At 70.4% G+C, this 8,900-nt stretch carries 7 protein-coding genes and 2 pseudogenes; 4 read left to right on the top strand and 5 right to left on the bottom strand.

What is annotated here, in order from left to right:
- A pseudogene (locus B7767_RS39955) lies at positions 1 to 3,717 on the top strand (hypothetical protein); the annotation flags it as partial.
- A gap of 131 nt (positions 3,718 to 3,848) precedes the next feature.
- Here B7767_RS39955 and B7767_RS39960 read toward each other — a convergent pair.
- Positions 3,849 to 4,031, bottom strand: a pseudogene (locus tag B7767_RS39960) (transposase); the annotation flags it as partial.
- A 135-nt stretch (positions 4,032 to 4,166) separates the two neighbouring features.
- Positions 4,167 to 5,105 (bottom strand): alpha/beta hydrolase, encoded by a 939-nt coding sequence (locus B7767_RS39965; protein WP_085576201.1) that lies wholly within the window; start codon positions 5,103 to 5,105, stop codon positions 4,167 to 4,169.
- A 105-nt stretch (positions 5,106 to 5,210) separates the two neighbouring features.
- On the opposite strand from B7767_RS39965, the gene B7767_RS39970 reads away from it, so the two are divergent.
- Positions 5,211 to 5,870, top strand: coding sequence for a TetR/AcrR family transcriptional regulator (locus B7767_RS39970; protein WP_085576202.1), 660 nt, complete (start codon positions 5,211 to 5,213; stop codon positions 5,868 to 5,870).
- A 120-nt stretch (positions 5,871 to 5,990) separates the two neighbouring features.
- Here B7767_RS39970 and B7767_RS39975 read toward each other — a convergent pair whose 3' ends face one another.
- Positions 5,991 to 6,260 (bottom strand): hypothetical protein, encoded by a 270-nt coding sequence (locus tag B7767_RS39975; protein WP_256923745.1) that lies wholly within the window; start codon positions 6,258 to 6,260, stop codon positions 5,991 to 5,993.
- On the opposite strand from B7767_RS39975, the gene B7767_RS39980 reads away from it, so the two are divergent.
- Complete coding sequence (locus B7767_RS39980) at positions 6,251 to 7,033, top strand: transposase (protein ID WP_256923746.1); 783 nt, start codon at positions 6,251 to 6,253, stop codon at positions 7,031 to 7,033. The genes B7767_RS39975 and B7767_RS39980 overlap by 10 nt on opposite strands.
- A 348-nt stretch (positions 7,034 to 7,381) precedes the next feature.
- Here B7767_RS39980 and B7767_RS39985 read toward each other — a convergent pair whose 3' ends face one another.
- Complete coding sequence (locus tag B7767_RS39985) at positions 7,382 to 7,960, bottom strand: restriction endonuclease (RefSeq protein WP_085576203.1); 579 nt, start codon at positions 7,958 to 7,960, stop codon at positions 7,382 to 7,384.
- 166 nt (positions 7,961 to 8,126) lie between these two features.
- On the opposite strand from B7767_RS39985, the gene B7767_RS39990 reads away from it, so the two are divergent.
- Entirely contained in the window at positions 8,127 to 8,600 is a 474-nt protein-coding gene (locus B7767_RS39990; RefSeq protein WP_085576204.1) for a hypothetical protein, read from the top strand.
- Positions 8,601 to 8,603: 3 nt separating this feature from the next.
- Here the strand turns inward: B7767_RS39990 and B7767_RS45400 are convergent, their stop codons facing one another.
- A complete protein-coding gene (locus B7767_RS45400) occupies positions 8,604 to 8,816 on the bottom strand; it encodes a hypothetical protein (protein WP_256923747.1) in 213 nt (70 codons plus the stop codon).
- Positions 8,817 to 8,900 lie beyond the last annotated feature (84 nt).

Consider the following 8,900-nt stretch of genomic DNA (forward strand, 5'->3'; position numbering starts at 1 on the left):
CAACTGATCCCCTTCCGGGACCGGCTGATGCGCGGACAGGAATGGGAGCCGGACGACTGCTTCTCCACCGGCATACCGGACCCCTCCGACGGCACGCTGCCCTTCCCCGAGCGGGTCCTCGCCGCCCACCCCGGCTTCGAGGAGCTGGCGGCGGAGAAGATCCTCCTGCTGCGGGAGCGCACGCACGGGTGGACCTACGTCTCCAAGAAGGAGATCGACGCCGTCCTCCAGGGGCTGGACGAGACCGCTCCCGCGCTGCTGATCACCCTCCTCGACGAGGTGGCCGACCTCGCCCTGCGGGACGAGGACCGTCCGACGGCCGCCGCGTGGTTCGGGCGGGCCCGCACCGCCGAGCGGACCCAGGCCCGCAAGGTCGACAAGGAGTGGCTGCTGGGCCGCTACCTCGCCTACGCCGAGGCCGGCGCCCTCTCCGCCACCACCCTGAGGGCCTGGGCGCGCGAGCTCGCCGCCAAGAGCGCGGCGACCCCGGCGGACCTCCCGCGCTTCCGCGAGGTCGCGATCCGCCGCATGCAGGCGTCGTCCGAGATTCACCCGCAGCTCGCCCTCGACCTGCGCAAGCTCGCCAAGGCCGCTGGGGCGGACCCCGAGAGGGAACTCGCCACGCTGCTCGAGGAGATGCTCCGGACCGGTCACATCCCGCTGAACGACGAGAAGTTCTGGGCCGACTGCCTCAAGGGCACGGCCGTGGACCTGCTGGTCCAGCACGCTCCCGGGACGGCCCGCAAGATGCTGGACCAGCGCCCCCACCGCAGTCTCGCCGGCTCCGGCCTGTGGCTGCACCTGCTGGAGCGCACCGGCGCACTGGCGCTGCTCACCGGCGAGGCGCCGGGGCTGAAGCCGGGCGAGGCAGCCGCCTGGCTGACCGCGGGAATCGCCACGCGCAGGGACGGCAACGGCACCTGGCCCGTCATGTACGAGATCACCGAACGGATCGCCCCGAAACTGGCCGCTGACGGCGTGCCCGTGGAGATCCGCTACCAGCGGATCGGCAACAACAGGGACCATTACCACAAGACGCCCCTCGACCTGATCGACCTCCTGCTGGAGCACGGAGTACCGGTCTCCGACCCGCCGGAGCTCCTCGGCCCGTGCAAGCCGCACGACGTGGAGCTGAGCCGCCGGCCCGAGCTGAAACACCTCCAGGCCGACCCGCGCTTCGCCCGGGAGCTGCGTGCCCGGACGCGCGCCGACCTGGAGATGACCATCAGGGACCTGGGCACCAACAGCTGGTACCAGCCGCACCAGTCCAAGGGCTGGGACCGCATACCCCAGCTTTTCGACAACCGGCTCGGGCACGAGGAGATCCGGGCCTGGTTCGGCCGCGAGCGGGCGAAGCTGCGCACCGTGGCGGATTTCGACGACCTCGTCCTGCTGCTCGGCCGGCTGGTCCACGCGGGTGCGGCGCTCGACCTGCTGCCGAAGGACGCCGACGTGGCGGCGGAGTTCGCGGCGGTGGACGTCGTGCCGCTGCTGATGGCGAAGCTGCCCGACACCGTCGCCCGCCCGCAGGTCGAGGAGCTGCTGGGCCGTCTCGAACCCTGTTACGTGGGGCGGGACGGGGTCCAGCCCCCCAACCGCGGGCCGATCCAGGAGACGCTGCCGCAACTGGGCGACCCCACAAGGAGCGAGGCCGCATCCTCACTGGTCATGGCCGTCAACTGCCGTGCAGGACTGGAGAAGCTGACCCACCGCTTCACTCCCGTGGAAGACGGGGCGAAGCCGACCGCCGACAGGAGGCCGACGGATCCGGACGAGCGCGTCGGCCGTCTGATGATCCGGCTCGCGAAGGACGACACAGTCGTCTGGGACGGTGATCTCACCAAGCCCACGACGACCTTCGAACGCCTCCGCAGGGACGACGGGTTCCGCCACACCCACGCGTGTGCGGCCCCGCTCGCCCTGTGCGCCGTCTCCACCGGGCAGGCCGGCTGGCTGTCACCGGTCGGGGCACTGACCGCCTACGCGGCCCACCCCTTCGTCACCGACGAACCGGGCCGCTGGCGCATCGCACGGTGCGAGGTCCCCGAGTACCGCGGCGGCCGCGCCGTCGCGTTCGACGGAGAGGTGTTCCGCACGGCCACCTCCGTCGCCTACGTACTGGCATCCGGCGGCCGGGACCCCTGGCGGACCCTGTGGGAATACGCACCCGACGGCGTCTTCCCCGAGGACGGCCCGCTGGCGGCGGGAGGCGCGGAACTCACCGATGTCCACCTGCTGGAGCCGGTGCGTCCCGGCCACTGGTTCACGCGCTTCGCCGAGCTGTACCGCGAGCACGGCCACGCACCCGCCCGCCCGGAGCTCGCGACGGCCTTCGCCGAGCGGCTGGGGCTGACCCCGGCCGAGGCCACCGTGCTGCTGACCGCGCACGTCCCCTGCACGCCCCGCCGGTCGGGGCAGCGGCACAGCTACCGCCCCCGATACCGTTCTGCCGACCTGGAGGCATGGAAGATCCGGCGGAAGGACGCGGAACAGGCCGTCGCCGTGCTGACCGACATGCTCGGCCCCGACCGCGTCGCGACCCTCTACGACAGGCTCCTGCCCGACGACCCGGAGCAGCTGTGGACCACCGGCCCGGACGTGGACCGGGCCGCCGCGTGGTGGCTCGCGGAGCTGGGCAGCCCCCTGCCCGTGCCCACCGCGCTGCTGCCCCTCGCCGCCAAGGAGACACGGCCGCCCAAGGGCGAAGAGGCCCTTCCCCGGCAGCTGCTCCAGGGCACCCCGGGGCACTGGCCCCACCTGAGGCTGCCCGCCCTCCTCGCCCGCGTCGCCGCCGGCACCGACTGCCTGGCCCCCCATTCGGCCGACGGTCCGGAGGGCCCGCCACAGCCGTCGGCCCTGCCGAGGATCGCCGCCTGGATCGCCTACCGCACCCCGGCCGGCGACCCCCTGCGCCCCGTGGCCGGCGCGGCGATCTCCCGGCTGTGCGAGGAGCGGGCGGCGGGACCCGGCCCGCTCACGCTCTTCTCGCTGCAGAGCAATTACCTGATGGGACCCCCGCCGGCCACGGAGACGCTGACCGCCCACCCCGCGGTCACGGAGGTCGACGACCCGGTGTACGACGTGCGTCACCTCCGCGTCGACCCTGCCGCGCTCAAGGGCCCCGACGATCCACTGCTGGACGCGGTGGACGCCTACCTCGACTCCGTACTGCCCTCCCAGTGGCTGCCCAGCCCCTCCGGACTGCCCGCCGTCGCGGACCTGCGGCTGCTGCTGAGCGACGACTTCGCCGCGCTCGGGCGGCACCTGACCACCGGCACCGAGCGACCCGCGGGCTGGGAACAGCACCCCGAGCGGTCGGTGCCGCACCTGGTCGAGGAGTGCGCCAGGGCGTACGGCCTGAGCAGGGACGCCGCGTCGCTCCACCTCATGCTGCTGGCACTGCCCGACCCGACCGACCGCAACGTCAGGACGTGGACCGGATGGAAGCCCGGCCGCTTCAAGGAGGCGGAGGCCGAACTGGCCGCCTCGGGCCGGGTGCTGCGCGCCGTACGGCCGCGAGCGGGACGCTCCCTCTTCCTGCCCGGCGCCTGGCAGGACCGCAAGCCGCCCCGGCTCCCCGTCGAGGTGTCCAAACTGGGGCTGCTGCCGCTGGCCAGGGAACACCGCTCGACCTCCCATCTCGCCGCCGTCCCCTCCGCCCCGCTGTCCACGCTGTTCACCCGGGCGTGGGAAGGTGCGAGGACACGACGGGGGTGACCGTCGTACACCCGGGGCGCTTGCCCGCGCGAGCGGTCCGACCCCGCCGCCGGTTCTCGCACCGTTCCGTATTCAGTGGTGACACCGTCACGGGGACGGACCACGTATGCCGTACGCATCGCGTACGGGTTGCGTATGCAGTCCAGGGCGCCCGTGCTACGGAGTTTGGCCAGGAGCGCTTCGTGGAGCCGGGGCCACACGCCGGCCTCGGTCCACTCGGCCAGGTGCCGCCAGCACGTCATGCCCGAACCGAAGCCGAGCTCCTGCGGCAGGTGTTCCCAAGCCATCCCGGTGTGCAGCACGAACAGAACGCCCTGGAACACCAGCCGTCAGCGGCACGGTGAGCCGGGAGAGCTTCCGAGCTGGTGAGGGGGACGACTGTGTCCGTTCATCTGATCTCGATGTCGTCGGGGCCCGGATCGGAGCGCTCACCGTTGGGTGGCCCGCCATCACGCAAAGGCTGCACCGATGGCGTCGCCGATCTCGTTCAGCACGTCGCGCGAGACCTGGACGTCGCGGGTGAAGGACAGGAATGCGTGGGGCACTCCCTCGACCGGTCGGTGCGTCACCGGCACTCCAGCCTCGCGGAGAGCGTCCGCGTATCGGATGCCCTGGCCGCACAGTGGGTCGAGCTCGGCAGTGACGATGAACGTGGCCGGGAGCCCGGTGAGGTCTTCCGCGTGCAGCGGAGAGACGCGGGGGTCAGCGCCCTCGTCGGGGGTGTTCAGGTAGGCGCCCCAGAACCACTCGAGCCAAGGGCGCGTCAGCAGGGGGCCGCCAGCGTTGTCGTACATCGATGCGCTGTCGTCGAAACGGTCGGTTGCGGGATAGGCGAGGGCCTGGAAGGTGACGGTCGGTCCGCCGCGTCGCTTCGCTTCCTGCGCGGTGACGGCGGCGAGGTTGCCTCCCGCGCTCTCTCCGAACAGGGCGATGCGCTTCGGATCGGCGCCGAAGGTGCCGGCGTTCTGCTCGACCCACTGCAGCGCCGCGTAGGCGTCTTCGACGGCTCCCGGGAACCGGTGCTCTGGCGCCAGCCGGTAGTCGACGGAGACGAGGATGGTCTTGGACCGCGTCGCGACCACCCTGGCGAAGTGGTCCTGGCTGTCGAGGTCGCCGAACACCCAGCCGCCGCCGTGGAAGAACACCGTCACCGGGGCGGGCGAGCCCGTCGGGACCGTCTCGGGTGTGTAGATGCGGATCGGGACGTCATGGTCACCGTTGCGGAAGGTCGTGTCGCGAACCTCGCGAACCGGGACGACGTCACCGGCGAACGAGGCGAACGCAAGGCCGAGGGCGCGGTTCTCCGCCACGGTGAGGGTGTTGGCTGCGGGCGCGGGGGTCGCGGCCAAGTCGTCGAGCACGGTCTGGATCTGCGGGTTGAGAGCCATGAGCTGCACCTTTCACGGGTGCTTGAGCGATCTTGGAATGAGCACTCCAACCGTAGGTATCGCGAGATTGGAAAGTCAATTCCAATCTTTGGTAGGCTGGCTCCCATGCAGACGCGCAGTGTCGAGACCCGGGTCAAGGCGGCGAGTACCGAGGGTGGTCGTCGCACGCGGGGCCGCATCCTGCACGCCGCTGCCGAGCTGATGTTCAAGCAGGGCGTCGCCGGCACGAGCATCCCCGACGTGCAACGCCGAGCTCAGGTGAGTGCCTCGCAGATCTATCACTACTTCGGGGACAAGAAGGGCCTCACGGCGGCGGTGATCGAGTACCAGAGCACCGTGAAGCTCGAACAGCAGCGGCCCCTGCTCGACAACCTCGACAGTATCGACGCGTTGCGTGAATGGTGCGAACGCGCCGCCGTCCGCCTGGACGCGGTGCACTGCGCCGGAGGGTGCGAGATCGGCTCGCTCGCGAGCGAGCTGTCGGACATCGACCCCTCAGCTCGCCTCGGTCTGGCCACGGGATTCGCTGCGTGGCAGGCGGCAATCGAATCCGGGCTCGCTCACATGCGCGAGCGCGGCGACCTCGGAGCTGACGAGGACGTTTCGGCGCTTGCGGTCACGCTGCTGGCCGCGATACAAGGCGGCATGCTCCTGTCACAGGTGAGCCAGGACGCCACCCCGTACCGCAGGGCGGTCAACGTGGTCATCGACCACATCGCAGACCGCGTCGCGGCGGCTCAAGCTTCGCGGTCCACCGATCGCTGAACACGGGCGGTCCCCCGGCGGCTGCTCCTGCACCGAGTGTCGCCGAGGGCTCTCCATGCCGCCCGGCCGACGAATCCCGCCTTGACAATGGTGCCGCCTCGGGTCGGCACCCTGCGGATGTCACGGGTTCCGGGTCACGGTGGCGCAGACCCGGTCGAGGCGTCGTGCGGCCGGGTCCTGCCGGGACATCGACCAGGAGCAGAGGGCCGTCTCCAAGCCGTCGAGCCCGTGCCCCCACTGGGCGAGGCACACCCAGTCCTCGGGACGTACGTCCGTATCGGGTGCGGGCAGTGCGCCTCGGGCCACCGACCGCGCCTCGGCCGCGATCGACTGGCGGCTGTTCCTGCCCGCCTCCTGGGACCCGGCCTCTCCGCGGGCGGATGCGGACAAGGCCGCCCGCCGTACTCGCTGCGGCAGTCCCCGCCCGGGTGGGGCATGTGGAGAAGTGGCAGCCGGCTCCGGACATGATCGACGAGACCCTCTCGTGGGGCATCGACATCCCGCTGGTCGTTGCGGACGCCGGTTGTGGCGATGCCGCCGCCTTCCGCCTCGGCCTGGAGGAACGAGGCCTGCCCTGTGCGGTCGGTATCTCCGGCCGCCACACCGCGCATCCGGCCGAGGCCCAGCCCGTCCAGACGGCCTGTGCAGACACCGGCCGGCCGCTGAAAATGCAGTATCCCGAGCCCGCCCAGACCATGAAGGACCTGGTCATCGCGGCCGGGAAGGCCGCCGCACGGCCGCTGTCCTGGCGGGAGGGATCCCGGCCGGGCAAGGGCCGCAGTGGCGTCAAGCGCATGTACTCGCGGTTCGCCACCCTCAGGCTCCGTCCCGCCGGACGCGGCGTCCGCAAGGCCGTCGACGATCCGGAACTGCCCGAACGGTGGCTGCTGGCCGAACGGCCGGCCGGTGAGAGCGAGCCGGTGCAGTTCCGGCTCTCCAGCCTGCCTTCCGGGATGCCGCTGGCGACGGTGGTGCGGCTGGCCAAGCTCCGCTGGAGCAGCGAGCACGACTACCGCGAGATGAAACAAGCCCTGGGCCTGGCCCACTTCGAGGGCCGTACCTGGGGCGGCTGGCACCACCACGGCACCCTCGTCTCCGTCGCCCGCGCCTTCTGCACCCTGCAACGACTGGCCCACGACCCAAAAGATCCAGCGCAGGCCTGAGCCTCTACCAGGTCGTCCGCGAACCACAGACACTCCTCGTCACCTGGACCGGCGCCTGCCCACCTGCCACCGAGACATACCCACACCCATACGAACCTGGCCAAGCCCTACTAGCAGCGCGTAGTTGGTCGGTGAGGCGTTGCATGTTCGGCACGATGCCGCGGCAACAGGGATTGGCGTCGCCGAAGAACGGCACTATGTCGACCACCACGGGGGGCGGTGCGGACGGGTTGGAGACTGCTGTAGATGAACCGGTGCCTACGGCGCTGCTCTTGACGCTGGTACTCCTGGTACTGGCTGTGCCGGGCATGTGTGAGGGCCTGGCGCTCGCGCACGGCGGGGCTTCTGTCAGTCGTGGTCCGGGTGGAGTTTGCGGTTGGTGCCGGATCTGCCGATGTCCAGGTCCAGGAACGAGGTCAGCGGGGTGCCGCTGTTCCAGAAGCCGAGCAGGTTGACGTCGATGAGTACCAGTTGGTGCTTGGCGGCGAAGTCGCGGGCCGGTTTCGTGAAGACGCACGAGGCCACGAAGACGGGAACGTCGGCGCCGTGTTCGGCGCGGGCGGTGCCGTTGAACGTCTGGATGTCGCGGCTGCCGACCGTGCGGTGCTTGGCGTAGCGCTTGCACTGGATGACGATCCGGCGGCCGTCGGGCAGGAGGCCGGTGACGTCGGCTCCGAGGTCGCCGGAGCCACCGACTCGTCTCACGTCGGTGCATCCGTCCCGGCGGCACAGATCGGCGACGTACTCCTCGAACTGGCGGTCGTCCATTGCCCAGACCGTGTCCAGGGCCCGGCGGGCCCGGCGGCGCGCGTCCTCGGCCAGTCGGGCTTTCTCCGCTTGGGCCTCGCGTTGTCCGGCGTGCACGAGTCTGGTGACGATGGTCCCGATGACGGCGACGGCTAGCGCAACAAGCAGCACTGTTCCCATGGAGTCGTCCTCCCCCTTCTGTGGATCCGCTGGCTTGTTGCTCCCCATCCGTTGGGCTGCCCATCCAACGCGGCTAGGACTTGTCCAAGTGTTCTCCGAGGGAAGCGGCGCCCTGCACCCGTGAATCTCGTTATCGAAGGTCCTACCGATGAGGTAGAAGGGCGGCATGGATACCGCCGTACTTGAGCAGTTGCTGAACGAGACCTTCGATCACGCCGTCGTGCACCACGGATACACCAACCACATGCGCGACTACGAGGTCATCGTCTACGCAACGGCTGATCCCCGTACCGGCACCACGCCGTCCCACCTGCGGTTTCTCTTCCGGTACTGCGTCGAGGCCCGATGTGAGACGTCAGTGTCGGCGGAGACCTGGCGGGTCTCCCTGGACGACCGGCTCATCGATCACGAAACCGGTGTTGACCTCGACGGATATGTCTGGGGTGTGAAGTGGCACGCCCTGTACCCGGGAGCCAAACTCCTTCCTGAGTCCGAGGCGACCCGCCGCTGGTCGAAGGCCCTCGGGGTCGACTTTCACGAGGTGCGCATTGAAACCAACGCACATGACGTGACCTTGCTCTTCTCGGATCTCCAGGTGAGCGAGGTCCCGGTCGGATACGCACCCTTCGTCATGGAGTAGACGTCAGAGCTCGTGTGATCTTGCGACTGTCGTCTGCCCAGGTCGTTCTTCCTGCAGGAGTGTCTGGGTGGGCAGGGCGCCGTCCCACCTGTTGCGGCCGCCGCCCGCCTCCTGCGCCGCGGCCAGGGACTGCTTGCCCGCGGGCCGCACGGTCAGCACCGCGAACCGTGAGGTCATCGTGCCCTTGCTGCCCTTGCTGCCCTTGCGCCAGGTCACCTAGGTGAACCGGCCGGCACCGGCCTCGAGCGCGAGGGCGGAGACGGCTCGTGGCGGGGCGCGGGAGCGAGGCAGCGTCGGCGG

Origin of the sequence: Streptomyces sp. 13-12-16, assembly GCF_002114215.1 — a bacterium.
GTDB lineage: Bacteria > Actinomycetota > Actinomycetes > Streptomycetales > Streptomycetaceae > Streptomyces.